The 25,879-nt window shown below is 73.9% G+C and carries 24 protein-coding genes and 1 pseudogene; 19 read left to right on the forward strand and 6 right to left on the reverse strand.

Going from position 1 to position 25,879, the window contains the following annotated elements:
* Window positions 1–54 precede the first annotated feature (54 nt).
* The gene (locus tag RHODO2019_RS00390) at window positions 55–1,923 is read left to right on the forward strand and encodes a dynamin family protein (RefSeq protein ID WP_265383117.1); all 1,869 of its coding nucleotides are present in this window, start codon (window positions 55–57) and stop codon (window positions 1,921–1,923) included.
* An 8-nt stretch (window positions 1,924–1,931) separates the two neighbouring features.
* Complete coding sequence (locus RHODO2019_RS00395) at window positions 1,932–3,422, forward strand: dynamin family protein (protein ID WP_435532242.1); 1,491 nt, start codon at window positions 1,932–1,934, stop codon at window positions 3,420–3,422.
* Window positions 3,423–3,434: 12 nt separating this feature from the next.
* Here the strand turns inward: RHODO2019_RS00395 and RHODO2019_RS00400 are convergent, their stop codons facing one another.
* Window positions 3,435–3,881: a hypothetical protein gene (locus RHODO2019_RS00400; RefSeq protein WP_265383119.1), complete on the reverse strand. Its 447-nt coding sequence runs from the start codon at window positions 3,879–3,881 to the stop codon at window positions 3,435–3,437.
* Between the two features lie 422 nt (window positions 3,882–4,303).
* Between RHODO2019_RS00400 and dnaK the strand changes: the two genes are divergently transcribed.
* The 4 genes from dnaK to RHODO2019_RS00420 are packed head-to-tail and all read left to right on the forward strand — an operon-like array spanning window position 4,304 to window position 8,519.
* Window positions 4,304–6,178 (forward strand): molecular chaperone DnaK, encoded by a 1,875-nt coding sequence (dnaK, locus tag RHODO2019_RS00405; protein ID WP_265383120.1) that lies wholly within the window; start codon window positions 4,304–4,306, stop codon window positions 6,176–6,178.
* Window positions 6,175–6,882 (forward strand): nucleotide exchange factor GrpE, encoded by a 708-nt coding sequence (gene grpE / locus RHODO2019_RS00410; RefSeq protein ID WP_265383121.1) that lies wholly within the window; start codon window positions 6,175–6,177, stop codon window positions 6,880–6,882. Before dnaK ends, grpE begins: the two co-directional genes overlap by 4 nt.
* Before the next feature lie 34 nt (window positions 6,883–6,916).
* A complete protein-coding gene (dnaJ, locus tag RHODO2019_RS00415; protein ID WP_435532243.1) occupies window positions 6,917–8,059 on the forward strand; it encodes a molecular chaperone DnaJ in 1,143 nt (380 codons plus the stop codon).
* A 7-nt stretch (window positions 8,060–8,066) separates the two neighbouring features.
* The gene (locus RHODO2019_RS00420) at window positions 8,067–8,519 is read left to right on the forward strand and encodes a heat shock protein transcriptional repressor HspR (protein WP_290428886.1); all 453 of its coding nucleotides are present in this window, start codon (window positions 8,067–8,069) and stop codon (window positions 8,517–8,519) included.
* A gap of 264 nt (window positions 8,520–8,783) precedes the next feature.
* Here the strand turns inward: RHODO2019_RS00420 and RHODO2019_RS00425 are convergent, their stop codons facing one another.
* Complete coding sequence (locus tag RHODO2019_RS00425; RefSeq protein WP_265383123.1) at window positions 8,784–9,950, reverse strand: globin domain-containing protein; 1,167 nt, start codon at window positions 9,948–9,950, stop codon at window positions 8,784–8,786.
* A gap of 330 nt (window positions 9,951–10,280) precedes the next feature.
* Between RHODO2019_RS00425 and clpB the strand changes: the two genes are divergently transcribed.
* From clpB to pyrE, 7 genes are all read left to right on the forward strand, one after another.
* On the forward strand, window positions 10,281–12,827 hold the full coding sequence (clpB, locus tag RHODO2019_RS00430) for an ATP-dependent chaperone ClpB (protein ID WP_265383124.1): 2,547 nt from the start codon (window positions 10,281–10,283) through the stop codon (window positions 12,825–12,827).
* Between the two features lie 72 nt (window positions 12,828–12,899).
* Window positions 12,900–14,102: an acyl-CoA dehydrogenase family protein gene (locus RHODO2019_RS00435; protein ID WP_265383125.1), complete on the forward strand. Its 1,203-nt coding sequence runs from the start codon at window positions 12,900–12,902 to the stop codon at window positions 14,100–14,102.
* A gap of 43 nt (window positions 14,103–14,145) precedes the next feature.
* Window positions 14,146–14,793, forward strand: a complete 648-nt coding sequence (locus RHODO2019_RS00440) for a TtfA family protein (RefSeq protein ID WP_265383126.1) — start codon at window positions 14,146–14,148, stop codon at window positions 14,791–14,793.
* Window positions 14,794–14,819: 26 nt separating this feature from the next.
* Window positions 14,820–15,590, forward strand: coding sequence for an SDR family NAD(P)-dependent oxidoreductase (locus tag RHODO2019_RS00445; RefSeq protein WP_265383127.1), 771 nt, complete (start codon window positions 14,820–14,822; stop codon window positions 15,588–15,590).
* A gap of 104 nt (window positions 15,591–15,694) precedes the next feature.
* A complete protein-coding gene (locus RHODO2019_RS00450; RefSeq protein WP_435532244.1) occupies window positions 15,695–16,330 on the forward strand; it encodes a nucleoside/nucleotide kinase family protein in 636 nt (211 codons plus the stop codon).
* A 120-nt stretch (window positions 16,331–16,450) separates the two neighbouring features.
* Entirely contained in the window at window positions 16,451–16,777 is a 327-nt protein-coding gene (locus tag RHODO2019_RS00455; RefSeq protein ID WP_265383128.1) for a hypothetical protein, read from the forward strand.
* Entirely contained in the window at window positions 16,774–17,325 is a 552-nt protein-coding gene (gene pyrE / locus RHODO2019_RS00460; RefSeq protein ID WP_265383129.1) for an orotate phosphoribosyltransferase, read from the forward strand. Before RHODO2019_RS00455 ends, pyrE begins: the two co-directional genes overlap by 4 nt.
* 22 nt (window positions 17,326–17,347) lie before the next feature.
* Here the strand turns inward: pyrE and RHODO2019_RS00465 are convergent, their stop codons facing one another.
* Window positions 17,348–17,752 carry a MarR family winged helix-turn-helix transcriptional regulator gene (locus RHODO2019_RS00465; RefSeq protein ID WP_265383130.1) on the reverse strand — a complete coding sequence of 135 codons (405 nt, stop codon included), beginning with the start codon at window positions 17,750–17,752 and terminating at the stop codon, window positions 17,348–17,350.
* 429 nt (window positions 17,753–18,181) lie between these two features.
* Here RHODO2019_RS00465 and RHODO2019_RS19250 point away from each other — a divergent pair.
* A pseudogene (locus RHODO2019_RS19250) lies at window positions 18,182–19,528 on the forward strand (chloride channel protein); the annotation flags it as partial.
* A gap of 156 nt (window positions 19,529–19,684) precedes the next feature.
* On the opposite strand, the gene RHODO2019_RS19255 reads toward RHODO2019_RS19250, so the two are convergent.
* Window positions 19,685–20,605 (reverse strand): histidine phosphatase family protein, encoded by a 921-nt coding sequence (locus RHODO2019_RS19255; protein WP_354005609.1) that lies wholly within the window; start codon window positions 20,603–20,605, stop codon window positions 19,685–19,687.
* Window positions 20,606–20,655: 50 nt separating this feature from the next.
* Between RHODO2019_RS19255 and RHODO2019_RS00475 the strand changes: the two genes are divergently transcribed.
* From RHODO2019_RS00475 to RHODO2019_RS00490, 4 genes are all read left to right on the forward strand, one after another.
* Window positions 20,656–21,129, forward strand: a complete 474-nt coding sequence (locus tag RHODO2019_RS00475) for an OsmC family protein (protein ID WP_265383132.1) — start codon at window positions 20,656–20,658, stop codon at window positions 21,127–21,129.
* 82 nt (window positions 21,130–21,211) lie between these two features.
* Window positions 21,212–21,865, forward strand: a complete 654-nt coding sequence (locus RHODO2019_RS00480) for a TrmH family RNA methyltransferase (protein ID WP_265383133.1) — start codon at window positions 21,212–21,214, stop codon at window positions 21,863–21,865.
* Window positions 21,866–21,919: 54 nt separating this feature from the next.
* Window positions 21,920–22,990 carry a glycoside hydrolase family 76 protein gene (locus RHODO2019_RS00485; RefSeq protein ID WP_265383134.1) on the forward strand — a complete coding sequence of 357 codons (1,071 nt, stop codon included), beginning with the start codon at window positions 21,920–21,922 and terminating at the stop codon, window positions 22,988–22,990.
* 20 nt (window positions 22,991–23,010) lie between these two features.
* Window positions 23,011–23,274: a hypothetical protein gene (locus RHODO2019_RS00490; RefSeq protein ID WP_265383135.1), complete on the forward strand. Its 264-nt coding sequence runs from the start codon at window positions 23,011–23,013 to the stop codon at window positions 23,272–23,274.
* Between the two features lie 7 nt (window positions 23,275–23,281).
* On the opposite strand, the gene RHODO2019_RS00495 is transcribed toward RHODO2019_RS00490, so the two are convergent.
* A complete protein-coding gene (locus RHODO2019_RS00495) occupies window positions 23,282–23,944 on the reverse strand; it encodes a DedA family protein (RefSeq protein ID WP_265383136.1) in 663 nt (220 codons plus the stop codon).
* 3 nt (window positions 23,945–23,947) lie between these two features.
* Window positions 23,948–24,643: a DedA family protein gene (locus RHODO2019_RS00500; RefSeq protein ID WP_265383137.1), complete on the reverse strand. Its 696-nt coding sequence runs from the start codon at window positions 24,641–24,643 to the stop codon at window positions 23,948–23,950.
* A gap of 128 nt (window positions 24,644–24,771) precedes the next feature.
* On the opposite strand from RHODO2019_RS00500, the gene fbaA reads away from it, so the two are divergent.
* On the forward strand, window positions 24,772–25,809 hold the full coding sequence (gene fbaA / locus RHODO2019_RS00505) for a class II fructose-bisphosphate aldolase (protein WP_265383138.1): 1,038 nt from the start codon (window positions 24,772–24,774) through the stop codon (window positions 25,807–25,809).
* The last annotated feature ends 70 nt before the right edge of the window (window positions 25,810–25,879 follow it).

Raw genomic sequence — 25,879 nt, forward strand, 5'->3', positions numbered from 1 at the left:
ATAGCATCGTGTCGGCGGGTTTCGCACCGCCTCCCTCACCGTCGCAGGAGTCCCGTGAGCGCTCCCACCGTTCCGCCCCCCGCAGGCCACGCCCGTGCCTCGGCGGCCGACCTCGTCCGTGACGCCCGGTCCGTCGTCGCCGACGCCGAGCGTCCTGACCTGGTCTCCCGTCTCGACGCCGTCCTCGCCCGCACCGAGGACCCCCGCACCCGGGTCGTCGTCGTCGGTGAGCACAAGCAAGGCAAGTCGATGCTGGTCAACGCGCTGCTCGGAGCCGAGGTGTGCGCCGTGGACGACGACGTCACCACCGCCGTGCCACTGGTCCTCTCCCACGCCGAGCGGCCCACCGCGCGGATCGTGGTGCAGGGTGCCGGCGAGGTGGACCCGACGGTGCTGGAGATCGAGCCGTCCGCGCTCGCCGCCGTCCTCGCGGGGATGCCGCTGGCCGACGACGGCCGAGAGGTGCTCCGCGCCGAGGTGGGTGTGCCCAGCCCCCTGCTCGCCGAGGGGCTCGTCGTCGTCGACACCGCTGGTGCCGGTGGGCCGAGCTCGCGGCACGCAGCGACCGCGCTCGGGCTGCTGCCGGGAGCCGATGCGGTCCTGGTCGTCACCGACGCCAGCCAGGAGTACACCGAGCCCGAGCTCGCGTTCCTGAGACAGGTGCTCGCGCTGTGCCCCACCGCGGTGTGCGTGCTGAGCAAGATCGACCTCTACCCGGACTGGCGGGTGGTCGGGCAGGCCGACCGTGCGCACCTGGACCGGGCCGGTGTCGGAGTGCCGCTCGTCGCGATCTCCGCCGCGCTGCGCTCCCACGCCCTGCGGACTGGTGATGCCGTCCTCAACGGCGAGTCCGGCTACCCCGACCTGATCACGTTCTTGCGGCACCGCGTGGTGCGGCAGTCCGACCAGCTGCTGCGCACCGCCGTTGCCCGCGAGGTGACCGGTGTGCTCGACCACCTGACCCTGGGGCTGCGCACCGAGCTGGACGCGCTGCGCGACCCGGCCGTGGGGGAGCGCTCTGCCGCGGACCTCGCCGTGGCCCGCACCCGGGCCGAGGGGCAGCAGCAGCGCAGCGCGCGATGGCAGCTGACGCTCAACGACGGCGCGCTCGACCTGTTGACCGACCTCGAGCACGACCTGCGCGACCGACTGCGCCGGGTGACGAAGGCGGCGGAGGAGGTCATCGACGGCGTCGACCCGGGGATGACGTGGGGCGAGCTCAGCGACTGGGTGGAGAACGAGGTGGTCCGCGCGGTCTGCGACAACTTCGTGTGGGCCCAGGAGCGGTCGGTCTGGCTGGCCGAGACGGTGGCCGAGCACTTCACCGAGGTGCAGGCGGTGCTGCTGCCGGAGCTGGACCTCACCAGCACCGACGGGGTGCTGGAGCCGGTCAGCGGGCTCGCCGAGCTCGACGCCGGCCGGCTCACCCCCACCCAGAAGCTGCTCGTCGGCATGCGCGGCTCCTACGGCGGCGTGCTCATGTTCGGGATGGTCACCAGCCTGATGGGCTTCGCGCTGGTCAACCCGATCTCGATCGGCGCGGGCCTGCTGCTGGGGACCAAGGCCTACCGCGACGACCGGGAGCAGCGACTGGTGCGGCGCCGCAACGACGCCAAGCAGGCGGTGCGCCGGCTCTCCGACGACGTGGTGTTCCAGGTGGGCAAGCAGTCCAAGGACCGGCTGCGGGGAGTGCAGCGCACCCTGCGCGACCACTTCACCGGGGTGGCCGACCAGACGCTGCGCACCCTCAACGCCTCGCTCGCCGCCGGCAAGGCCGCAGCGCGCACGGCGGAGACCGACCGGGAGCGCCGCTGCGCCGACCTCGAGGCTCAGCTGGCGACCCTGGGATCGTTGCGCGCACGAGCAGCCGCGGTGAGCGCCCCGGAGCCCACCCGGGCCGCCGCGGCGACGGCGAACCGGTGAGCGCACCGATGACCGTCGTGGCGGTCCGGGCGGTCGTCACCGACGCAGAGGTCCTGCTGCGCGGGCGACCGGAGGCGCTCGACGCCGTGCGGGCCTGTCGGGAGCGGATCGACGGGCCGTTGCGCGTCGCCCTGGCCGGCACGGTCAAGGCGGGCAAGTCCACGCTGCTCAATGCCCTTGTCGGCGAGGAGGTCGCGCCCACCGACGCCACCGAGTGCACCCGGGTGGTCACCTGGTACCGCCACCACCACGAGCGGTCGGTGCACCTGGTCCACCGGGTCGCAGGGGGCGAGCGTCGCGACGAGCTGCCGGTGCGGCGGAAGCGTGGTGGTCTCGAGATCGACCTCGGCGACGTCGCCCCGGACGAGGTGATCCATCTCGAGGTGGGCTGGCCGGCCCGAGCGCTGCGGGCCGCGACCCTCGTCGACACCCCTGGGACCTCGTCGTTGTCCCAGGACGTCTCGGCCCGGACCGCGCAGCTGCTGACCCCGTCCGGGTCCTTGCCCGGGGTGGATGCCGTGGTCTACCTGATGCGTCAGCTGCACGCGAGCGACGTGGCGTTCCTGCGACGTCTCCACGAGACCGCGGCCGATCCCGGCAGTGACGGCGGGGCAGGACAGGGGGCCGTCGGGGTGGTGGGAGTCCTCTCCCGGGCCGACGAGGTCGGGGCCGGACGGCTCGACGCGATGGCGGCGGCGCGCGACGTGGCGGCACGGCTGGCCGCCGGTCCGGACCTGGCCGGGCTGTGCCACACGGTGCTGCCGGTGGCGGGCCTGCTGGCCCTGGGGGCACGGACGCTGCGCCAGGAGGAGTACCTGGCGTTCCGGTCGCTGGCGGCGGTGGGCCGCGACGAGCTGACGCTCGCGCTGCTCTCGGTCGACCGCTTCCTGCGGGACGACGTGGAGCTGCCCGTCGAGCCCGCGCTGCGCGAGCAGCTCGTCCGGCGCTTCGGGGTGTTCGGCCTCCGCCTCGCGGTGGCCCTGGTCCGGGGTGGGACCCCCGATGCTCCGACGCTGGCCGCCGAGCTCCGCCGCCGCAGCGGCCTCGACGACCTGCGCGACACCCTCGAGGTGCAGCTCGCGCAGCGCTCCGACCTGCTCAAGGCCCACTCGGCGCTGCTGGCGGTGCGGGCGGTCCTGCGCGAGCACGCGGTGGCCGGGTCAGCGGTGCTCGCCCGGCGGGTGGAGGCGTTGCTCGCCGACACCCACGGCTTCACCGAGCTGAGGCTGCTCGGCCGGCTCGCGGCCCTGCACCTGGACCTGCCCGCCGACGAGCTGGCCGAGCTGGAGCTGGTCCTGGGGGGGCGCGGTGCGAGGCCGTCCCAGCGCATGGGCACCGACCCGGACGCGCCGCTGCAGCTCGTCCGGGCACGAGCGCTCGAGCTCGCAGGCACGTGGCAGGCACGGGCCCGCCGCCCGCTGCAGGACCCGGCGACCGCCCGCGCGTGCCGGGCCGCCGCACGCAGCGCCGAGGGCGTGCTCGCCTCGCTCCCGGGCTGAGGGCTCCGCCCGTCATCCGCGCCCGAGGCGGGGCCCCGGGCGCCGCAGCCAGGAGCGGCTGGCCGGCAGCAGCAGCAGGGCGACGGCGACGAGCAGCAGCAGACCGTGCACCACCGGTGCGAGCCCGGCCAGGCGGAGCTGGCCGCTGGACACCCCGACCTGGGCATCTGCCAGCAGTGCGCTGGTGACCACCAGGGTGACGACGTTGAGGCTCGCGGCGCCGACGAGCAGGTACTGCGCCGTCCGGGACCGCCGGCCCAACCACACCACGGTGACCAGCTCGACGACGCCCAGGACGGCGGCGGCGCCGGCCGCGCCGAGCAGGGTGAGGCGCACGGCGGAGGTGACTGCCTGGTCGGACCGCTCGGGGTTGCCCTGCGCCAGGCCGAGCTCGAGGCGGCTGCGGACCGGGTCGAGGTTGGCGGCGATGACCAGGGCGGCCAGCACCGACACCGCCACCCCGGCCACCACGACCCGCCGCGCGGCCGTGACGACGCGGGGTGGGCGCGTCGCAGGGGACAGGTCCGGCCTCGACGGGGTGAACGGGGGCCGCTCGGGAGCTTGTGGGCGTGGGCCGGGCCGCGACGGGCCGTCCTCGGTCACCGGCCACGTCCGGCCGCGGTCGTCCTGCTGGGCCGGGGGGAGTCCGTGCGTGCCACAGAGTCGAATCTACCGCCCGCGGGCCCATGGTTCCGCTGCTCGGGAACACCGGGCGGCGCAGCGCCGTTGATCGAATCAGTACACCTTGAGCCCGTCGCGCTCAGGTCTGGCTTGACGGCCGAGCCCTCGGTCGGCCAAACTTGAGCGCAGCAGGCTCAGCCCGGTCGCGGCAGGCCCGCACCACCAGTGAGCAGCACCCCCAACATGCAGGAGGAACACCCATGTCACGTGCGGTCGGCATCGACCTCGGCACCACCAACTCGGTGGTCTCGGTCCTCGAGGGTGGCGAACCCACCGTCATCGCCAACGCAGAGGGCTCCCGCACCACGCCCTCCGTCGTCGCGTTCGCGCGCAACGGCGAGGTCCTGGTGGGCCAGCCCGCCAAGAACCAGGCCGTCACCAACGTCGACCGCACCATCCGCTCGGTCAAGCGCCACATCGGCACCGACTGGTCGACGAAGATCGACGACAAGGACTACACCTCGCAGGAGATCAGCGCCCGCACGCTGATGAAGCTCAAGCGCGACGCGGAGGCCTACCTCGGCGAGGAGGTCACCGACGCGGTGATCACCGTGCCCGCCTACTTCGAGGACGCCCAGCGCCAGGCGACCAAGGAGGCCGGCCAGATCGCGGGGCTCAACGTCCTGCGCATCGTCAACGAGCCCACCGCGGCCGCCCTGGCCTACGGCCTGGACAAGGGTGAGAAGGAGCAGACGATCCTGGTCTTCGACCTCGGTGGCGGCACGTTCGACGTGTCCCTGCTGGAGATCGGCGACGGCGTCGTCGAGGTCCGCGCGACCTCCGGGGACAACCACCTCGGTGGCGACGACTGGGACCAGCGCGTGGTGGACCACCTGGTCGAGAAGTTCAAGGCCCAGCACGGCATCGACCTGACCAAGGACAAGATGGCCCTGCAGCGCCTGCGCGAGGCCGCGGAGAAGGCGAAGATCGAGCTCTCCTCCGGGCAGAGCACCTCGATCAACCTGCCCTACATCACCGTCGACGGGGACAAGAACCCGCTGTTCCTCGACGAGCAGCTCTCCCGCAGCGAGTTCCAGAAGATCACCGCGGACCTGCTCGACCGCTGCCGCGCGCCGTTCCAGGCCGTCATCAAGGACGCCGGGATCGCCGTGGGCGCGGTGGACCACGTCGTGCTCGTCGGTGGCTCCACCCGCATGCCCGCCGTCTCCGAGCTCGTCAAGGAGCTCACCGGCGGCCGCGAGCCCAACAAGGGCGTGAACCCCGACGAGGTCGTCGCCGTGGGCGCGGCCCTGCAGGCCGGCGTGCTGCGCGGCGAGGTCAAGGACGTGCTGCTGCTCGACGTCACGCCGCTGTCCCTGGGCATCGAGACCAAGGGCGGCATCATGACCAAGCTCATCGAGCGCAACACGACCATCCCGACCAAGCGCTCGGAGACCTTCACCACGGCCGAGGCCAACCAGCCCTCGGTGCAGATCCAGGTGTTCCAGGGCGAGCGCGAGATCGCGGCGTACAACAAGAAGCTCGGCATGTTCGAGCTGACCGGCCTGCCGCCGGCGCCCCAGGGCGTGCCGCAGATCGAGGTCACCTTCGACATCGACGCGAACGGCATCGTCCACGTCGGGGCCAAGGACCTGGGCACCGGCAAGGAGCAGTCCATGGTCATCACGGGCGGCTCGGCGCTGAGCAAGGACGAGATCGACCGGATGATGAAGGACGCCGAGGCCCACGCCGAGGAGGACAAGTCGCGCCGCGACGAGGCCGAGGTCCGCAACCAGGCCGAGTCCCTCGTCCACCAGACGGAGAAGTTCGTCAAGGACAACGAGGACAAGATCTCGGCGGGGACCCGCACCAAGGTCGACGCCGCGATCGCCGAGGCCAACGAGGCGCTCAAGGGCACCGACACCGGGGCCATCAAGGCCGCGGTGGAGAAGCTCGCCAACGAGTCGCAGGTGCTGGGCACCGAGATCTACGCCGACGCCGCGGCCGCCGGTGACGCTTCCGCGTCGCAGGCCGACGACGGCGTGGTCGACGCCGAGGTCGTGGACGAGCCCGTCGACGAGGCTGCCGGTGCGCCCAAGGTCGACACCGAGAAGAAGGACGGCGAGGGCAAGTGAGCCCGCGCGAGGACGAGCGCGAGCGGGAGCCGGTGACCATCACCGACCGCCGCCGCATCGATCCCGAGACGGGCCGGGCGCGGGTGGTCGACACGGCTGCGGCCGACGTCGACCCGTCGGAGCCCCCGGTCGTGGAGCCCCCGGTCGGGGCGCCCCCGGTCGTGGAGCCCCACGACGCGGAGCCGAGCCCCGCCGAGGAGGCTGCCCTGCTGGGTGAGGTGCTCGACGCCGAGGTCACCGAGGAGGGGGCGCTCGACCCGGTGCAGCTGGAGCTGGCCGAGCGGACCGCGGACCTGCAGCGCGTCTCCGCCGAGTACGCCAACTACCGGCGCCGGGTGGACCGCGACCGGCAGTCGGTGGTCGACGGGGCCAAGGCCCAGGTGGCGGTGGCGCTGATCGGGGTGCTCGACGACCTCGACCGGGCGCGCAGCCACGGTGACCTGGAGGGTCCGCTGAAGGCTGTGGCCGACAAGCTCGTCGACGCCCTCACCGGGCAGGGTCTGGCGTCCTACGGGGCGGTGGGCGACGCGTTCGACCCCGCCCTGCACGAGGCGGTGTCGCACTCCGGTGACGGCGGCGCCCCGGTGCTGGACATGGTCATGCGGCAGGGCTACCGCTTCGGTGAGCGCGTTCTGCGCCCGGCGATGGTCGCGGTGACGGAGGATGCGCAGCAGGAGACACCGGTCGCGCAGGACGAGCAGTGAGGGGAGGGGACGCCCGGTGAGCGCGAGGGACTGGATGGACAAGGACTTCTACGGAGACCTGGGCGTCCCCTCCGACGCGTCCGAGGCCGACATCAAGAAGGCCTACCGCAAGCTCGCCCGCGAGCTGCACCCGGACGCCAACCCCGGCGACGCCGGAGCCGAGGCACGGTTCAAGACCGTGTCCGAGGCCAACGGTGTCCTCGGGGACGCCGCCAAGCGGGCGGAGTACGACGAGGCCAAGCGCATGTTCGCCACCACGGGCGGCCGCGGGTTCAGCGGGCGCGGGGCCGGTGGTGGCGGCCAGGAGTTCGACCTGAACGACCTGTTCGGCCAGGCCGGCGGGGCCGGGGCCAACGGCGGGCTCGGCGACCTGCTCGGCGGGCTGTTCACCCGGGGTGCGCGCCCCGGCGGCAGCCGGCCCCAGCGCGGCAGCGACGTGGAGACCGAGGTCCGCCTCGACTTCGCCGAGGCCACCAAGGGCGCGGTGGTGCCGCTGCGGCTGACCAGCCCCGCCCCGTGCACCACCTGCCACGGCAGCGGGGCCAAGCCGGGGACCTCCCCGCGCACCTGCCCGACCTGTGCCGGCTCGGGCCTGGTCAGCCGCAACCAGGGCGCCTTCGGCTTCAGCGAGCCGTGCCGCGACTGCCGGGGCACCGGCTCCCAGGTGGACGACCCGTGCCCGGACTGTCGCGGCACCGGCGCCACCACCCGCACCCGGACCATCACGGTGCGGGTCCCCTCGGGCGTCGAGGACGGTCAGCGCATCCGGCTCGCCGGACAGGGTGAGGCGGGGCTGCGGGGCGCACCCTCGGGTGACCTCTTCGTCACCGTGCACGTCAACGCGCACGCGGTGTTCGCCCGCTCGGGTCACGACCTGACGCTGACCGTGCCCGTGAGCTTCGGCGAGCTGGCCCTGGGCACCACGCTCTCGGTGCCGACCCTGAACGGGCGGGTCGGGGTGAAGCTGCCGCCGGGCACCTCCGACGGACGGACCCTGCGGGTGCGCGGGCGTGGCGTGAGCACCCGGGACGGCGTGACCGGGGACCTGCTCGTCACCGTGGAGGTCGCCGTGCCCCCGACCCTGGACACCGCAGCCACCGAGGCGCTCACCGCCTACGCCGCGGCCGAGCGGGCCAGCGGGTTCGACCCCCGGGCACGGTGGGCGGGCTCGCGGTGACGGGGCGGTGCCCGTGACGGGCGCGTTCGGCGGGCCACCGGTGGACCCCGACGCACGGGTGTTCGTGATCAGCGTCGCCGCCGAGCTCGCCGGCATGCACGCCCAGACGCTGCGCACCTACGACCGGCTCGGCCTGGTCACCCCGCACCGCAGCGCCGGCGGGGGTCGGCGCTACTCCCCGCGCGACGTGGCCCTGCTGCGGGAGGTCCAGCGCCTCAGCCAGGACGAGGGCGTGAACCTGGCCGGGATCAAGCGGATCATCGAGCTGACCAACCACGTGGAGGCGCTGCAGCAGCGCCTGACCGAGCTCACCGACGAGCTGCTCGCGACTCGGGCCGCAGCGGCGGCCGCCACGGCCGGGGTGCACGCCAGCTACCGGCGCGACCTGGTGCCCGTGCGGCGGGACACCGCGCTCGTGGTGTGGCGGCCGGCGCCGCGTCCGGACCGCTCCGCGCGCTGACCGGGCCTGCCGCCGACCGGCGGGACGCCCGGCTCCTGACGCCGACCGGCGGGACGCCCGGCTCCTGTCGCCGACCGGCGGGACGCCCGGGCCCGTCGTTCTCGCACACCGAACGGCCGTCACCGTGGCTACGGGGTGCCTGGGCCGTTGGGTGTGTCCAGGCGACGGCGGGCACGGGCAGGGCGGGCACGGGCAGGGCGACGGCGGGCACGGGCAGGGCGACGGCGCGCACCGCCTGCACCCCGGCGGGCAGGACGACGGTGCTCACGCCGGGGGCAGCGGGTCCCAGCTGATCTGGTGGGGCGGGGTGCCGGCCGCGGTCATCGCGGCCAGCGTGGCGCGCACCATGCCCGGCGATCCGCTGAGCAGCACCTGCCGGTCGGCCCAGTCGCCGAGCCCCGCGACCACCTCGGCGAGAGTGCCCCGCAGCACGGTGTGCATCCCGTCCGGCCGTTCCTCGGGCGCGCCGTGTCGGCCCACCGACTCCTCCAGCACCGGCACCACGGTGAGCCACGGGTTGGTGGTGGCCGTGCGCTGCAGCGCGTCGAGGTCGTAGAGGTCTGCCCGTGTGCGCCCGCCCACGAACAGCTGAACCCGCGGGTTCGCCCCCCTGGTGGCCATCTGCTCGACGATCGCGCGGAGCGGGGCGAGCCCGGTGCCACCCGCGACCATCAGCACGTCGCGCCCGCCGGCGCGGTCCACCGACATCCGCCCGAGCGCCGGGCCCACCAGCCAGCGGTCCCCGACCCTAGTGTGCGCGACGATCGAGCCGCTCACCCACCCGCCCGGCACCGCACGGACGTGCAGCTCGAGCTCGCCGGTGCCGTTCGGGGCGCTCGCGGGGGACATCCAGCGCCACATCCGCGGCCGCTGCGGCACCTGCACGCTCACGTACTGCCCCGCGGCGCGCGGGACGGGGGTGTCGCTCAGCAGCCGGACCACCGCCAGGTCGTCGCCCAGCCGTCGGTGCCCCACCACGGTGGCCGCCCAGGTGGCCGGCCCGCGCTCGGTGCGGGCGGCGGTCGACATGGTCTCGGCGACGGTGCGGAAGGCCTCGGTCCAGGCCTGCTCGAGGTCGTCGTCCCACCGGTCCCCTGCGTGACGGCGCACCGAGGTGACCAGGGCTGCGCCCACGCTGGCGTAGTGCTCGGTCAGCACGCCGAACTTCCGGTGGTCCCGGCCGAGCTGGGCCAGGAAGGGCACGAGCCGGTCGGGGTCGTCCACCCTCCCCAGCACGTGCGCCAGGGCGGCGACGAACCGCTCCCGCTGGGCGGTCATGGTCACGGGGAACAGGTCACGGGTGGGTGGATCGATCGCGAACAGGGTGGCGTAGAACAGTCGCGCGACGCTCTCTGTGTCGTCGGCGAGCGCCGCGAAGCTGGTGCGGACGAGCTCGGCGTCGGTGGCGCGGACCGGCGGGACCTCGACCACTCGGACGCCTCCCGCTCCGCCGCCACGCTCCTCGGACGCCGCCGAGGGTACCGGCGGTGCTCAGGTGCGGGCACCACGGTGGCGAACGCGTCGGAGGTGTCCACCACGCCGTCCAGGGTGCTCGCCCCGGTCGCGGCGACCGCGTCCTCGATGCCGGTCAGCGCCCCCGTCGGCCGCGAGCTGGGTGGTGACCGCCAGGGGAGGGGGTCGTGGGTCAGCAGTCGATAAACGGGCGCACGAGGAGCGACTCTCTCAGGGTTGAGCGGAAGTGACTCAACTCTGTGTACGGTGGTCCCGTAGGCCGCGCACGACGAGCACGAGGACGGACCAGTGGACTCCTTCACCCCCACCACCAAGACCCAGCAGGCCCTCTCCACGGCGGTGCAGTCCGCGACCACCGCGGGTCACCCCGACGTGCGCCCCGCCCACCTGCTCACCGCGCTGCTGGACCGGGCCGACGGCCTCACCGGCCCGCTGCTGCAGGCGGTGGGCGCGGACCCGGCGCGCGTGCGCACCGAGTCCGAGGCGCTGCTGCGCGCCCTGCCCACGGCCGCCGGCGCCGCGGTGAGCGCACCGACGCTGGACCGTGCCGCCGTCCGCGCCCTGACCGCGGCGCAGCAGCTGGCCGGGGAGATGGGCGACGAGTACGTCTCCACCGAGCACGTCCTCGTCGGCCTCGCCCAGGGCGAGAGCGACGTGGCGACGCTGCTGCGCCGCCAGGGCGCCACCGCCGAGGCCGTCCGCGAGGCCTTCTCCACCGTCCGCGGCTCCGCCAAGGTCACCTCCCCCGACCCCGAGGGCAGCTACCAGGCGCTGGAGAAGTACGGCACCGACCTGACCGCCCGGGCCAGGGCCGGCGAGCTCGACCCCGTCATCGGCCGCGACACCGAGATCCGCCGGGTGGTGCAGGTGCTGAGCCGCCGCACCAAGAACAACCCGGTGCTGATCGGCGAGCCCGGCGTGGGCAAGACGGCCATCGTCGAGGGCCTCGCGCAGCGGATCATCGCCGGCGACGTGCCGGACAGCCTGCGCGGGCGCCGCGTCATCTCCCTGGACCTGGGGTCGATGGTGGCCGGGGCCAAGTACCGCGGGGAGTTCGAGGAGCGGCTCAAGGCCGTGCTCGCCGACATCACCGCGTCCGCCGGGGAGGTCATCACCTTCATCGACGAGCTGCACACCATCGTCGGGGCGGGGGCCTCGGGCGAGGGTGCGATGGACGCCGGCAACATGATCAAGCCGATGCTGGCCCGGGGCGAGCTCCGGCTCGTCGGCGCCACCACCCTGGACGAGTACCGCAAGCACATCGAGAAGGACGCCGCCCTGGAGCGTCGCTTCCAGCAGGTGCTCGTGGGCGAGCCGAGCGTGGCCGACACCGTCGGCATCCTGCGCGGGCTCAAGGAGCGCTACGAGGTGCACCACGGGGTCCGGATCACCGACTCCGCCCTGGTGGCCGCGGCGACCCTGAGCGACCGCTACATCACCTCGAGGTTCCTGCCCGACAAGGCGATCGACCTCGTCGACGAGGCGGGCTCGCGGCTGCGGATGGAGATCGACTCGCGGCCGGTGGAGGTCGACGAGGTGGAGCGGGTGGTGCGCCGCCTGGAGATCGAGGAGGTGGCGCTGGCGGGCGAGACCGACGCCGGCTCGCAGTCCCGGCTGGTCACCCTGCGCGCCGAGCTGGCCGACGCGCGGGAGCGGCTGGACGAGCTGACCACCCGCTGGCAGAACGAGAAGGGCTCCATCGAGGGCGTGCGCGTGCTCAAGGAGCGACTGGAGGGCCTGCGCGGGGAGTCTGAGCGGGCCGAGCGCGACGGCGACCTCGGGCGGGCCGCCGAGCTGCGCTACGGGCTCATCCCCGGGGTGGAGCGCGAGCTCGCGGCCGCCGTGGACGTGACGGCTCAGGGTCCGCTGCTGCTCAAGGAGGAGGTGGGTCCCGACGACGTGGCCGACGTGGTCGCGGCTTGGACGGGCATCCCGGCGGGGCGGCTGCTGGAGGGGGAGACCGCCAAGCTGCTGCGCATGGAGGAGGTGCTGGGCGCCCGGGTGGTCGGACAGCCCGAGGCCGTCCGTGCGGTGAGCGACGCCGTTCGTCGGGCCCGGGCCGGGGTGAGCGACCCCGACCGTCCCACCGGCTCCTTCCTCTTCCTCGGCCCCACCGGCGTGGGCAAGACCGAGCTGGCGAAGGCGTTGGCGGACTTCCTGTTCGACGACGCGCGCGCCATGGTCCGCATCGACATGAGCGAGTACGGGGAGAAGCACTCGGTGGCGCGCCTGGTCGGGGCACCCCCTGGCTACGTCGGTTACGACGCGGGCGGCCAGCTCACCGAGGCCGTGCGCCGCCGGCCGTACACGGTGGTGCTGTTCGACGAGGTGGAGAAGGCGCACCCCGACGTGTTCGACGTGCTGCTCGCGGTGCTCGACGAGGGCCGGCTCACCGACGGCCAGGGCCGGACGGTCGACTTCCGCAACACGATCCTGGTGCTCACCTCCAACCTGGGGGCCGGTGGCACCGAGGAGGAGGTCCGCGAGGCGGTGCGGCGGCGGTTCAAGCCGGAGTTCGTGAACCGGCTCGACGACGTGCTGGTCTTCCACGCCCTCACCGCCGAGGACCTGGTGGCCGTGGTCGACATCCAGCTGGACGTGCTGGCCCGCCGGCTGGCCGCGCGCAGGTTGGAGCTGGCCGTGGACGACGACGCCAAGCGGTGGCTCGCGGAGCGCGGGTTCGACCCGGTGTACGGGGCGCGGCCGCTGCGCCGGCTGGTGCAGAGCGCGATCGGGGACGCCCTCGCCAAGGCCCTGCTCGCCGGGGACGTGGCCGACGGCGACACCGTGCGGGTGGGGGTGTCGGCCGACGGCTCCGCCCTCGAGCTCGGCTGAGCCCGGGTCCGTGCGGTGCACGGTCGTGCGCTGTGCCACTGTCGAGAGACACCACCAGCGCAGGAGGTACCAGTGTCCGAGATCCACCAGGGCAAGGTCGACCCGCTCGCCGCGGCCGGCGACTTCTACGACGTGAAGGGCATGCTGGCCCCGGACGAGCGCGCCGTCCTCGACCGCGTCACCGCCTTCGTCGACTCCCAGGTCAAGCCGATCGCTAACGAGTACTGGCTGCGCGGGGAGTTCCCCCGCCAGCTCGTGGCCGGCTTCCGGGAGCTCGGCATCGCCGGACTCACCTACACCGAGCACGGCTGCCCGGGCGGCAGCTACCTGCTCAGCGGCCTCGTGGCCCAGGAGCTGTGCCGCGGGGACGCCTCGGTGGGGACGTTCTACGGCGTGCACGCGGGGCTGGCCCTGGGGTCGCTCATGCTGTGCGGCTCCGAGGAGCAGAAGGCCCGCTTCGCCCCGTCGATGCTGAGCTGGGAGCGCATCGGCGCGTTCGGGCTGACCGAGCCGGAGGTGGGTTCCGCCGTCGCGCAGGGCCTGCAGACCACGGCCACCCGTGACGGCGACACCTGGGTGCTCAACGGCGAGAAGAAGTGGATCGGCAACGGCACCTTCGCCGACGTCGTCGTCATCTGGGCCCGGGACACCGCCGACGACGAGGTCAAGGGCTTCCTGGTCGAGACGCCCACCGACGGTTTCACGGCCGAGAACATCGAGGACAAGATCGCGCTGCGCAGCGTGGAGAACGCCGTGCTGCACCTGCACGACGTGCGCGTCCCGGAGGCGAACCGGCTGCAGGAGGCGAACAGCTTCGCCGACACCGCGCGCGTGCTCAAGGCGACCCGCGCCGGCGTCGCGTGGAACTCCGTCGGCTGCGCCATGGGCGCCTACGAGGCGGCCCGGGCCTACACCGTCGAGCGCGAGCAGTTCGGCCAGCCCACGGCCAGCTTCCAGCTCGTCCAGGACCTGCTGAGCCGGATGCTCGCGAACACCACCGCCAGCCAGTGCCTCGCGGCGCGGCTCTCCCAGCTGCAGGACGCGGGCGGGGTCTCCGAGCAGCAGGCGTCGCTGGCCAAGATGTACTGCACCACGCGCACCCGGGAGACCGTGCAGTGGGCGCGGGAGTCCATGGGCGGCAACGGCATCCTGCTGGAGCACGACGTCGCCCGCTTCTTCGTCGACTCCGAGGCGCTGTACTCCTACGAGGGCACCCGCGAGGTGAACTCGCTCATCGTCGGCCGGGCGATCACCGGCTACGGGGCCTTCGTCTGATCGTGGGCGGGAGCGGACGGGGCGGGCCGATAGTCTCGCCCCCGTGACGCAAGCGGTCTGGTTCGCCCTCGCCGCCCTGGCGCTGGTGGCCGGGGCGGTGCTGCTCGTGCTCGACTCCCGTCGCCGCACGGCCCGCACCCGGGCCCGGCGGGAGTGGGCGACCGCCCGCGGGCTCCGGTTCACCCCGGCCGACCCGGTGATGACCGCCCAGTACTCCTTCGGGGTGTTCACCCGGGGCGGGGCGGGCCGGGCGCTTGACCTCGCCACGGGGCCGCAGGCGGGGACCACCGTGCACGTGTTCGACCTGGAGCAGCGCGGCACGGTCACCGCGACCGTGGTCGCCCTGCAGCGCGCCGCCGCGTCGGCCACCGTGCTCGAGCTCCGGCTCAACTCCTCCGACGCGCCCCAGGAGGCGGGCACCGACCTGCTCGGCCCCGTGGGCACGCGCTTCGCGTTCACCACCGACCTGGAGTCGGCGCGGCGCGCGGTGGACCAGCGGATGGTGACCCTGGCCGATGCCACGGGCTCCGACGTCCCCGTCCTGTGGGGCGAGGGCGCCTGGGTGCTCGCCGCCGTCGCCCCGTCGGCCGGGCCGCAGCGGTGGGACGAGGTGCTCGCGGTGCTGGGCCGCTACGCCGACCTGCTCCGGGTCCTGCCGCCGGTCGAGCCCGCCGGCTCCCCCCGGGTCTGACGGGGCGGGCTGGGTAGCGTCACCCCGTGCCCACCGCCCTCGTCACCGGTCCCACCTCCGGCATCGGGGCGGCCTTCGCCCGGCGCCTGGCCGCCGACGGCAACGACCTCGTGCTCGTGGCCCGCGACACCGCCCGGCTGCAGGCGCTGGCCGCCGAGCTGCGCGGGCGGCACGGGGTGGCCGCGGAGGTGCTCACCGCAGACCTCTCCGTCGCGGCCGACCGGCTGCGCGTCGCGCAGCGGCTGGGCTCGGGGGTCGACCTCCTGGTGAACAACGCGGGCTTCGGCACGTCGGGCGAGTTCTGGACCGCCGAGCCCGCCCAGCTGCAGGCCCAGCTCGACGTCAACGTCACCGCCGTCATGGCGCTGACCCGCGCCGTGCTGCCGTCGATGGTGGCGGCCGGCGCGGGTGCGGTGGTCAACGTGTCCTCGGTGGCGGGCTTCCTGCCCGGCCGCGGGTCCACCTACTCCGCGTCCAAGGCCTGGGTGACGCTGTTCAGCGAGGGTGTCTCCGGCGGGCTGGTCGGCACCGGGGTGAAGGTCCTTGCGCTGTGCCCGGGATTCGTCGTCACCGAGTTCCACGCGCGGGCGGGCATCGACGCCGGCCGCCGGCGGGGGCCGTTCTGGCTGGACGCGGACGCGGTGGTGGACCGGTGCCTGGCCGATCTGGCCCGCGACCGGGTGGTCAGCGTGCCCGGGGCGCCCTACCGAGCGATCCTCGGCCTCACCCACGTGCTGCCGCGGCGGACGCTGCGCTGGGCCACCTCGCGGGTCGGCCGGGGCCGCGGTCGGACGTGAGCGGGCAGGACATCGCGCCGGGAACCGGTGCGCCGGGAACCGGTGCGCCGGGCCCCGACGCCCCGGGCCTCGCCGCCCCTGATCTCGCCGTGCCTGATCTCGCCGTGCCTGATCTCGCCGTGCCTGATCTCGACGCACTGGTCGCGCGGGCCTCGGCGCTGGCGGACGCCGCCGGAGCCGGTTCGGGCCGCGCCCTGCTCGGGATCGCCGGGGCGCCGGGCGCGGGCAAGTCCACCGTGGCCGCGGCGCTGGCGGGCGCACTGGGTGACCGGGCCGTGGTCGTGGGCATGGACGGCTTCCACCTGGCCGGGGCCGAGCTGCGCCGGTTGGGGCGCGTGGACCGCAAGGGTGCCCCGGACACCTTCGACGGCCACGGCTTCGTCGTGCTGCTCGAGCGTCTCGCGCGGCCCGGGCCTGCGACGGTGCACGCACCGGTCTTCGACCGCGTGCTCGACGAGGCGGTGGCCGGCGCCGTGGCGGTGCCGCCCGGGGTGCCGCTGGTGATCGTGGACGGCAGCTACCTGCTGCTCGAGGCCGATCCGTGGTCGCGGGTGCGCCCGCTGCTGACCGAGGCCTGGTTCGTCCGGCTGCCGCGCGGCGTGCGCGAGCGCCGCCTGATCGCCCGGCACGAGCACTTCGGAGCCTCGGCGTCCCGGGCCCGCGCGCACGCCCTGGGCTCCGACGCCGCCAACGCCGAGCTGGTGGCCCCCACCGCCTCCCGGGCCGACCTCGTCGTCTGACCGTGCGATGGGTCTGACCGTGCGATGGGTCTGACCGTGCGGGTCTGACCGCGCGATGGGTCTTACCGTGCGGGTCTGACCGTGCGGGGCGGGGCCGTCGACCTGGGTACGGTCGTCGGCGTGACCACACTGATCGTCGTGATCGTCGTCCTGGTGCTGCTGGCGGCGGGGGCGTGGTTCGTGCTGCAGTCCCGTCGCGGCCCTGGCGCGGCGGTGCCGGGGACCCCGGGGCCCGCCGGCGCACCGTCCCCGGCCGCCCAGGGCCGGGTGCCCGTGGTGGGTGAGCCGCCCATCGTCGGCCCGCCCACCGCGCCGGAGACGACCGTCGAGACCGGCGTGTCCACCCCGCCGCAGGGCAACCCCGCGCAGATCCCGCCGAGTGCGGCGATCACCCCGCCGGAGGGCGTGCCCGCCCAGTCCCTGCCCGAGGGCGAGAGCCGGCCGTGAGCGCCCCGGTGGTGGACGCGGCGGCCCGCGCCGAGCTGGCCGCCCTCGTCCGCGAGCTCGCCGTGGTGCACGGCCGCGTCACGCTCTCCTCCGGGCTCGAGGCCGACTACTACGTCGACCTGCGCCGGGCGACCCTGCACCACGCCGCGGCGCCCCTGATCGGTCGGCTGCTGCGCGAGCTCACCGCCGACTGGGACTTCGTGGCCGTCGGCGGGCTGACCCTGGGCGCCGACCCGGTGGCCACCGCCGTGCTGCACGCACCGGGGCGTCCGCTCGACGCCTTCGTCGTGCGGAAGACGGCCAAGGCGCACGGCATGCAGCGCCAGGTCGAGGGCCCGGACGTGGTGGGGCGCAGGGTGCTCGTGGTCGAGGACACCACGACCACCGGCCAGAGCCCGCTCGCGGCCGTCGCAGCGCTGCGCGGGATCGGGGCCGTGGTGGTCGGGGTGGCGACGGTGGTCGACCGTGCGACGGGGGCGGACGCCGTCATCGCCGCCGAGGGGCTGGACTACCGCTCGGTGCTCTCCCTCGCGGACCTGGGGCTCTGAGCCGGGTCGGTCGCCGGTGGGCTCACGGCTGCGGGAGCAGGGCCTCCAGGACGGGCGCCAGCCGTTCCAGCTCCTCCAGGTGCTGCCCGGACAGTGATCGCAGCGTGTCCTGGCCCGCTCCCGTCAGGGCGAGCCGGACCACGCGGTGATCGCCCTCGTCGGTCAGGCGCGTGACCAGCCCCAGCGCCTGGGCACGGTCCACGAGACCGACCGCCGTGTGGTGCCGGACGAGGAGGTGGGACGCCAGGTCGCCCATCGTGGGCGGCTGCGGCCCGGGGTGGCCACGCACCGCCAGCAGGAGCTGGTGCTGGGCGGCGGTGAGACCGAGCGCGGCGGCGCTCTCCTGGCTCCAGCGCTGGAACTCCCGCAGCCGCGTCCGGAACGCGAGCAGCCGGGCGTAGTCGTCGTCGGTGGGCGCTCTCGTCACGACGACCAGTGTCACCGACCGACCCGGGGGTGCGGGACGGCGTGGCACGGGTAACACCCTGGAGCGCGGTCCGGGGCGGACCGGACCGCTACGGTTTGTATCGTGCCACGACAGGAAAGCGCCGTGACGTCCAGCTCCCCCGTCCGCCGGGTGGACCACCTCGGCGACTTCAGCGTGACGCCGAGGGTCCTGGTGATCGGCGCCCTCGCGCTCGCGGTGGGAGCCGTCAGTGCCGTGGTCGCCTGGGTGTTGCTGCGCCTGATCAGCCTCATCACGAACGTCGTGTTCTACCAGCGGCTGGAGACCGCCCTGGTCGCGCCGGGCGGGGCCCACCACCCCTGGGCGCTCGTGCTGCTCGCCCCGGTCGCCGGTGGTCTCGTCATCGGGATGATGGCCCGCTACGGATCGGAGAAGATCCGCGGGCACGGGATGCCCGAGGCGATCGAGGCGATCCTGATGGGCGGTAGCCGCGTTGCCCCCCGCGTCGCCGTCCTGAAGCCGATCTCGGCGGCGGTCTCGATCGGGACGGGTGGGCCCTTCGGCGCCGAGGGTCCGATCATCATGACCGGCGGCGCCGTCGGATCGTTGTTCGCGCAGCTGCTGCACCTCACCGCGGACGAGCGCAAGACGCTGCTCGTGGCCGGGGCCGCGGCCGGCATGGCGGCCACCTTCAACGCGCCGCTGGCCTCGCTGCTGCTCGCCGTCGAGCTGCTGCTGTTCGAGTGGCGCCCGCGCAGCTTCATCCCCGTCGCCGCCGCGGTGAGCGTGGCCACCATCGTGCGGTTCCCGCTGCTCGGCCACGGAGTCGTCTTCCCGAGCACCGCCGCCTTCCACCTGTCGACGGCCGCCTACCTCGCCTGTGTCCTGTCCGGGGTCGTCGCGGGACTGCTGGCGGTGGTGGCGACGGCGCTGGTCTACTTCTCCGAGGACCTGTTCGCGCGGCTGCCGGTGCACTGGATGTGGTGGCCGGCCCTGGGTGGGCTCATCATCGGCGTCGGCGGGCTCATCACGCCGCAGGCCCTCGGCGTCGGCTACGACGTCATCGGCGCCGAGCTGACCGGTCAGATCGGGATCGGCCTCGTCGTCGGCATCCTGGTGGTGAAGACGCTCATCTGGTCGCTCTCGCTCGGCTCGGGAACCTCCGGCGGCGTGCTCGCGCCCATGTTCATGATCGGTGGCGCGCTGGGAGCTCTGGAGAGCCAGGTGTTCCCCGAGGTGGGGCTCGGCTTCTGGGCGCTGATCGGGCTCGCGGGCGTCCTCGGTGGGGTGATGCGGTCCCCGTTCACCGGCGTCGTCTTCGCCGTCGAGCTCACCGGCCGCTTCGACGCCGTGCTACCGCTGGTCATCGCGACCGGCAGTGCCTACGCGCTGTCGGTGCTGGTGCTCAAGCGTTCCGTGCTGACCGAGAAGATCGCGCGCCGTGGCTACCACCTGACGCGCGAGTACGACGTGGACCCGCTCGAGGCGCTGTTCGTGGAGGAGGTCATCGACGACACGGTCGTCGTCCTCGGCGAGGACCTCTCGATCGCCGACGCCTCCCGACGGATCGCCGACCATCCGGCCGGTGGTGGACAACGGTTGTTCCCCGTCGTGGCGGCGGACCGGACGCTGCTCGGCGTCGTCAGCCAGAACATGGTGGGCGCAGCTCTCGACCGCGGAGCCGCACGTGAGGCGGTCACCAGCCTCATGCACGCGAACCCGGTGTGCGCCCACGCCAACGACACGCTGAGGCAGGCCTCGACCGTGATGGCCGAGACGGGTGTGACCAGGCTCGTCGTCACCGACCGGGCGAACCCGACGCTGCCGATCGGGGTCGTGTCCCTGGAGCAGCTGCTGGCCGGACGGGTGCGCGACCTCCACGAGGCGACGCACCACGAGCGGGTCCTCCGACTGCCGCGACCGTTCCCCTCGCGGTGGAGTCGGTCGGCCCGGCTACCGGTAGGTGAGCAGGTCCGCGTGCGCGCCCTCGAAGTGGGCGTGGTCGTTGAACGACACCAGCGTGGACCCGCGCCGCCCGTGCACGATCTTGGTGATCCCCGCGTTCACCACGACCCGGTTGAACGCCACCGTCGCGTCCGGCGGCAGCGCCAGCAGCCGCGCGCACACCGCGCTGATCACCCCGCCGGAGGTGAACACCACCACGGTCTCCCCGCTGCCCAGCCCGTCGGCGACCGCGTCCGTGGCCGCCGTCACCGCCGAGGAGAACTCCGCCCACTCCGGGCGCAGCCCCGTCCCGGTCGCCCCGCCGGCCCACGCGTGCAGCGCCACCTCGAGCCGGTCCTGGAAGCCCCGGGCGGCCTCGGCGCGCTCGACGGGCACACCGCCGGCCGCGTAGTCGTCGTAGACGGGGGTGTGGTCGTACTCGTCCCAGCGCGGGTCGACCCGTGCCACCACGTCCGACCCGGCAGCGGCCAGCGCGGCGCGCGCGGTGTCCCGCTGACGGGCGAGCCCACCGCTCACGGCGCGGTCGACGTGCACCCCGCGCGCGGCCAGCGAGGCCCCCACCACCTCGGCCTGGCGGAAGCCGGTGGGGGAGAGGACGTCGTAGTCAGCCTCCCCGAAGGAAGCCTGGCCGTGGCGGACCAGCAGGATCACCGACACGGGCTGCTCGCAGACGGGGGCACGCCCGCGATCCTGGCAGACGTCGGGTCCGTGCCCGGGCTCACGTCGGCCCCGCTGACGATCACGCCCTCCCGCGGCTACGATCACCCGGTGGACAACCGAGACCTGACGATCCGCCGCGTGGTGGACCACGGGCGGCTCAGCTCCACGCTCTGTCCGGCCTGACGCGCGCCCACCAGCGCTGCACCAACGTCCGTCGACACCCTCCCCGCGCCCTGACGACCGCCACACCCCGCGGTCCGCGCACGCCCGTCCACCCCGTGAAGCCCCAGGAGACCCCCGTGACCAGCACCCTCCGCCGCAAGGACACCGTCGTCCCGTTCACCGTCACCGGATCCGGCACCGGTGTCGCGCAGACCGTCGACGTCGACGGCAAGCACACCATCCAGGTCGACACCTACCCGTCCTTCGGCGGTGACGACGCGGCACCGAGCCCGCTGGCGTACCTGCTCGCCGCCCTGACCTCGTGCAACCAGGTGGTCTCCGCCGTGGTCGCGAAGGACCTCGGGCTCACCCTGGGCCAGGTCCAGGCCGAGGCCGTCGGCGACCTCGACACCGCCGTGATCGGCGGCGGCGCGCAGGGCAACGCCAACTTCGACGCCGTGCGCCTGCAGGTCAGCATCGAGACCGACGCCACCGCGGAGCAGTTCGCCCAGCTCAAGAGCGAGACCGAGCGCCGCTGCCCCGTCAGCCAGATGTTCATCCGCTCCGGCCTGGAGTTCAGCAACGAGTGGACCCAGAAGCCGCTGGCCTGAACGGGCAACGCCAGCAGCACCGTCTGCCCCGCAGGAGCCCGCGGTCCCGGGAAGGGGCCTTCCCGCGGGGCAGACTGCTGCGGTGAGCACGCCCCCCGAGCCCGGACCCACCGAGTGGCAGCAGGCTCCGGTGGGGGTCGGGCCGTGGTCCGGGCCGTGGCCCACCGACGCCCGCTACGACCCGGAGCTGCTGCGTGACGGCGACCGCCGCAACGTGGTCGACGCCTACCGGTACTGGCGCCTCGACGCCGTGGTCGCCGACCTCGACACCCGGCGGCACCCGCTGCACGTGGCCATCGAGAACTTCGCCCACGACGCGAACATCGGCACCGTCGTGCGCACCGCCAACGCCTTCGGGGCCGCGGCCGTGCACGTCGTGGGGCGCAGGCGGTGGAACCGGCGCGGAGCCATGGTCACCGACCGGTACCAGCACGTGCACCACCACCCCGACGTCGCCGCGCTGGTGGCGTGGGCGGCCGTGCAGGGCCTGCACGTGGTGGCCGTCGACAACACCCCCGGCGCGCAGCGGCTGGAGACCGTCGAGCTCCCGCGGGAGTGCCTGCTGCTGTTCGGCCAGGAGGGCCCCGGGGTCACCGAGGCCGCCCGCGCGGCCGCCGAGCTGACGGTGTCGGTCGCCCAGTTCGGGTCCACCCGCAGCATCAACGCCGGGGTGGCTGCCGGCATCGCGATGCACGCCTGGGTCCGTCAGCACGCGGACCTGGACACCGCCTGGTGACACGAGCGCGACGCCTGCACGCCCTCGGCCACCCGAACGGGCAAGATCACCGGGGTGCGTGAGATCTGGTCGGGGCGTGCCGACGAGGCGGAGCGTGCCGTGCTGGGTCGTCACGTCCGCCGGCTGTGGGCGCTGCCGGGCACTGCGCTCGGCGTGGTCAGCCACCCCGCCACCCCCTCGAGCCGGCTCTTCGCCCGCTGGGACTACTGGTGGCAGGCGCACCTGCTGGACTGCGCGGTGGACGCGTTCGACCGCAGCCCGAGCCGCGAGCGTCGTGCCCTGGTCGCGGCCGTGGTCCGCGGCCACCACGTGCGCAACGGCGGACGCTGGGGAAACGACTACTTCGACGACATGGCCTGGCTGGGTCTCGCCCTGCAGCGGGCCGACGAGGTGGTGGGGGTGCGGCAGCCGGCGGCGGTCGCCGAGCTCACCCGCACGCTGCACGGCGCCTGGTCCGACGAGGCCGGTGGCGGGGTGCCGTGGCGGCGCGGGGACGACTTCCGCAACGTCCCGGCCAACGGCCCCACCGCGATCCTGCTGGCGCGCACCGGGGACGTGGTCCGGGCGGAGGCCACCGCCGGCTGGATCGACGAGCGGCTGCTCGACCCCGCCACCGGGCTCGTGCTCGACGGGCTGCGGCCGGGGGGCGTGCTGGAGACCACCGTCTACACCTACAACCAGGGCGTCGTGCTCGGCGCGGAGACCGAGCTGGCGGTGCGCACCGACGCCCCCGTGCACGCGGAACGGGTGCACCGCCTGGTCGCCGCCGTCGCCGAGCGCCTGGCCACCGACGACGTGCTGCACACCCACCGTGGCGGGGACGGCGGTCTGTTCAGCGGCATCCTCGCCCGCTACCTCGCGCTGGTGGCCCGTGCGCTGCCGGGTACCGGCGAGGCCGACGAGCAGGCGCGGACCACGGCCACCCGGCTGGTGCTGCGCTCGGCCCGGTCGGTGTGGGCGCACCGGGCGCAGACCCCGGACGGGGCCGTGTTCGGCCACGACTGGACCGTGCCGGCCCGCGTCCCCCGGCCCGGCGGCGACGAGCCGGAGCGCGACCTCTCGGTGCAGCTGGGGGCCTGGATGCTGCTCGAGGCCGCCGCCCGGGTCTGCGACGAGCCGGTCTGACGGGCGGTAGCGTCGCCGGCGTGGACTTCCAGACGGCGAAGACGATCGGCCTGGTGCTGCTGGGCGTGCTGCTCGTCGGTGGGGTGCTGCTCTCGCTGCTCGTGCGCGCCGTCGTCGGCAAGGTGCTGGTGCTCGTCGTCGCGGTCGCCGCCGCCGGGTTCGTGTTCTCCCAGCGGGTGGCGCTCTCGGACGCGGTGTGTGCGGCCCAGCCGAGCTTCCTCGGCGTCAGCGTGGACGTCTCGCCGGACCTGCGCGCCCAGTGCTCGACCCGCCTGACGCGGTGAGGCGCCGCTACAGGTAGTCGTGCCCCGGAAGGGTCGGCACGCCCACGGGGTCCTCCTCGACCGGGCGGCGCAGCTCCTGCCGGTACCGCAGCAGGCCCACCACCGTCGCGAGGACCACCACCACGGTGAGCACGGCCACGACCGTCGGCAGCAACCACGGCACGCGGTCGAGGAACCCGGCGCCGAAGTTGCCGAGCAGCACCAGCGTGGGCACCCAGGCGACGGCCCCGATGGTGCTGGCCAGCGTGTAGCGGCGGGCGTCCATCTGTGCCGCGCCCGCCAGCATCGGGGCCAGGGTGCGCACCCACGGGATCCAGCGGGCCAGCACCACCGCCCAGAACCCGTGGCGCTCCATCAGGTCGGTGGCGCGCTGCACGTTCACCGCGGTCAGCACCCGGCCGCCCTTGCGGGTCATCACCCGGCCCCCCGCCCTGCGTCCGATGCGGTAGCCGACCTGGTTGCCGGCCACGGCGACGACGGTGGCGACGACGGCCAGCGCCCACGCCTGGCCGTGGCCCTCCGACTGGGCCGCGAGCACGATCCCCGCGGTGACCAGCAGCGAGTCGCCCGGCAGGAACAGCCCCACCAGGAACGCGCACTCGACGAAGACGAACGCCAGGACGATGACCCACACGAGCACCGGGCCGGCGGTCTCCAGGTGGCGGATCACCGCTCAGGCCGCCGTGGTGCCGCGCCCGCGCCGGGCCTGCTGGCCGGCGCGCCAGGAGCGCAGGACCTGGAGCGCCACCGGCAGCACGGACAGCGCGACGATGAGGATGAGGATGAGCTCGATGTTCTTGGCCACGGCGTCGATCTGGCCGAGGAAGTAGCCCAGCAGCGTCACCCCCACGCCCCACAGCAGCCCGCCGAGGACGTTGGAGGTCAGGAACGAGCGGTAGGGCATCCGGGCCACCCCGGCCGTGACGGGGATGAACGTGCGGACGACGGGCACGAAGCGCGCCAGCACGACCGCCTTGCCGCCGTGCTTGTCGAAGAACTCGTGCGCCTCGGTGACGTAGCGGCGCTTGAACAGGCGCGAGTCGTCGCGGTCGAAGATGGACGGACCCGCCTTCCGTCCGATGAGGTAGCCCACCTGGTCACCGGCGATGGCGGCCACGGGGACGGTGACGAGCAGGAGCCACAGCGGAGCCACCGACGACACCTGGCGGCCGGCGAGCTCCGCGCCACCGGTGGCGAGCAGGCCCGCGGTGAACAGCAGCGAGTCCCCCGGGAGGAAGAAGCCGACGAGCAGCGCGCACTCCGCGAACACCACGAGCAGCAGCCCGATCAGCCCGAAGCTGTCGAGCAGGTAGTTCGGCTGGATGAACTCGGGCCCGAGGGCGAGGGTGGCGGTGCTGGTGGGCGTCACTGAAGCCACGATACCGACCACCGGCCCGTCGATCGGCTCCGCGGACGGCGTGGGTGACATGCTCGGTGCCACACGATGACCATGCTCGCGGCCGCTCGACCGCCGCGCACCACTGGAGGACCGTCACCATGCCGATCGCGAGCCCCGAGGTCTACGCCGAGATGCTGGACCGCGCCAAGGCGGGCGGCTTCGCCTACCCGGCCATCAACGTCACGTCGTCGGAGACCCTGAACGCGGCGCTGCGGGGGTTCGCCGACGCCGAGAGCGACGGCATCATCCAGTTCTCCACCGGCGGTGCGGAGTTCGCCTCCGGCACCAAGGTCAAGGACATGGTCACCGGGGCGGTGGCGCTGGCGGAGTTCGCCCACGTGGTCGCGGACCGCTACCCGGTCACGGTGGCGCTGAACACCGACCACTGCCCCAAGGACAAGCTGGACACCTACGTCCGCCCGCTCATCGCGCTCAGCCAGGCCCGGGTGGACGCGGGCGGGCTGCCGCTGTTCCAGAACCACATGTGGGACGGCTCCGCGGTCGAGCTGCACGAGAACCTGGAGATTGCCAAGGAGCTGCTCGCCGCGGCGGCCAGGGCGAAGATCATCCTCGAGGTCGAGATCGGCGTGGTCGGGGGCGAGGAGGACGGCGTCGACAACGAGATCAACGACAAGCTGTACACGACCGCGGCGGACTTCGAGGCGACCATCGACGCGCTCGGGCAGGGCGACGCCGGGGCCCGCTACATCCTGGCCGCGACCTTCGGCAACGTGCACGGGGTCTACAAGCCGGGCAACGTGAAGCTGCGCCCGGAGGTGCTCGCGGAGGGGCAGCGGGTGGCCGCGGCCAAGCTCGGCCTGCCCGAGGGGTCCAAGCCGTTCGACCTCGTCTTCCACGGCGGCTCCGGGTCGCTGACCAGCGAGATCGAGGAGGCGCTGAGCTACGGCGTGGTGAAGATGAACGTCGACACCGACACCCAGTACGCCTTCACCCGTCCCATTGCCGGGCACATGTTCACGAACTACGACGGGGTGCTCAAGGTCGACGACGAGGTGGGCAGCAAGAAGGTCTACGACCCCCGCTCGTACATGAAGGCCGCCGAGGTCTCGATGGCCGCACGGGTGTCCAAGGCGTGCGAGGACCTGCACTCCTCGGGCCGCATGCTCGCGGGCTGACCCCAGCTTCTTTTCCGCCAAGTGCGGGCTTCTGGTCGTCATCCCGGGTGGAATGACGACCAGAAGCCCG

It is taken from the genome of Rhodococcus antarcticus (genome assembly GCF_026153295.1).
Taxonomy (GTDB): Bacteria; Actinomycetota; Actinomycetes; order Mycobacteriales; family Mycobacteriaceae; genus Rhodococcus_D; species Rhodococcus_D antarcticus.

Bases quoted from the DNA above. Each gene is read 5' to 3' on its own strand.
- RHODO2019_RS00395 (WP_435532242.1), top strand. From the start codon at position 1,932: ATGACCGTCGTGGCGGTCCGGGCGGTCGTCACCGACGCAGAGGTCCTG.
- dnaK (WP_265383120.1), top strand. From the start codon at position 4,304: ATGTCACGTGCGGTCGGCATCGACCTCGGCACCACCAACTCGGTGGTC.
- dnaJ (WP_435532243.1), top strand. From the start codon at position 6,917: ATGGACAAGGACTTCTACGGAGACCTGGGCGTCCCCTCCGACGCGTCC.
- fbaA (WP_265383138.1), top strand. From the start codon at position 24,772: ATGCCGATCGCGAGCCCCGAGGTCTACGCCGAGATGCTGGACCGCGCC.